The following is a 1,548-nucleotide window of genomic DNA, read 5'->3' as shown; positions in this document are numbered from 1 at the left end:
CATTTTGACACTACCGTATGTGACAGAAAAACACTTAGTATCAAAGAGCAGTTTTTAACGCATTAACAATAAATGAGGAGGGGAGATTTTCATTGTGTATGATAAAAATATAAAGAGGCATGAAAGGGGAAACAGGTATGACCTATTTATGAAAAACAAACCAGTAACAAGAGTATTTTAAGGAAAATAAATAATTTATAGGGTTAACATACATGTGGAAAAAGAGCAATTTACCGCTTGTTAGGACACAATAGCATTTGTGAAAATAATGCTGAGTAAGATAATTGCAAATCCACTCTTGTCCATTTGTTTTTGGTTAAGATGAAAACTGTGTGACTAGTATAAAACAGCAAATAACTACCGATAAAATATGAATAGAGGAGAGGAATATCTTTATGAAAAAGCATTGTCAGATTACATCTACAGGTTTAGTCCTTTTAATAACTGGAAGTTCTCTGTTATATACAACACCAACCTCAATTGTAAAAGCAGAGCCTACTCAAAATGTATCTAGTTCGTCACAAACAAGCACGCAACGAGATCGTAATTCCGTCAAGCAAGCTATGCGGGATACATTACAATTGGGATACCCGGGGATACTCGCTAAAACTTCTGAGGGTGGAAGAACTTGGGGGTATGCCGCTGGGGTAGCGGATCTGAACACCAAGAAACCAATGAAAACAGATTTTCGCTTTCGTATTGGCAGCGTAACGAAGACGTTCACCGCAACGGTTGTACTTCAATTAGCTGGAGAAAACCGCCTGAATCTAGACGACTCCATCGAAAAATGGTTGCCTGGTGTCATTCAAGGAAACGGTTATGATGCTAAACAGATTACTATCCGTCAGATATTGAACCATACAAGTGGTATCGCTGACTACGCAAGGTCAAAAGAAGCTAATCTTTTTACGAATACAAAAAAATCGTTTACCGCTGAAGAACTAGTGAAGATTGGACTTTCGATGCCCCCAGACTTTGCCCCAGGAAAGGGCTGGTCCTACTCAAACACAGGATACGTATTACTGGGTATCCTTATTGAAAAAGTAACCGGAAACAGCTATGCGGAAGAGATTGAAAATCGGATTATTGAACCGCTTGAATTGTCGAATACATTCCTACCTGGCAATTCAAGCGTTATTCCAGGCACCAAGCATGCCCGTGGATATGTCCAACCAGACGGAGCAAGTGAGCTAAAAGACGTTACTTATTATAACCCAAGTATAGGTAGCTCGGCTGGAGATATGATTTCTACTGCTGACGACTTAAACAAATTCTTCTCTTCCTTGCTCGGTGGCAAATTACTGAAGGAACAGCAACTAAAACAAATGCTTACTACAGTTCCTACAGGATTTGCTGAAATCGGCAGATATGGTCTTGGAATCTATGAAACTAAGCTTCCAAACGGTGTCTCAATATGGGGACACTCAGGTGGCATTCCAGGGTTTAGTACTTTTGCTGGAGGAAAACTTGGAGGTAAGCATACATTGGCCGGCAATTTGAACAGCCTTAAAGAAGCTGATAGTTCTGATCCTTTTAAAAATATTTTAC

The 1,548-nt window shown here is 39.5% G+C and carries 1 protein-coding gene; it reads left to right on the top strand.

What is annotated here, in order from left to right; all coding sequences use genetic code 11:
* Nucleotides 1-395 precede the first annotated feature (395 nt).
* The coding region (locus tag KI369_RS27025; protein WP_212958644.1) for a serine hydrolase domain-containing protein at nt 396-1,548 on the top strand (1,153 nt) is incomplete at its 3' end.

It is taken from the genome of Bacillus sanguinis (genome assembly GCF_018332475.1).
Lineage (GTDB): Bacteria > Bacillota > Bacilli > Bacillales > Bacillaceae_G > Bacillus_A > Bacillus_A sanguinis.
This window is presented reverse-complemented; position numbering and strand designations above follow the sequence as displayed.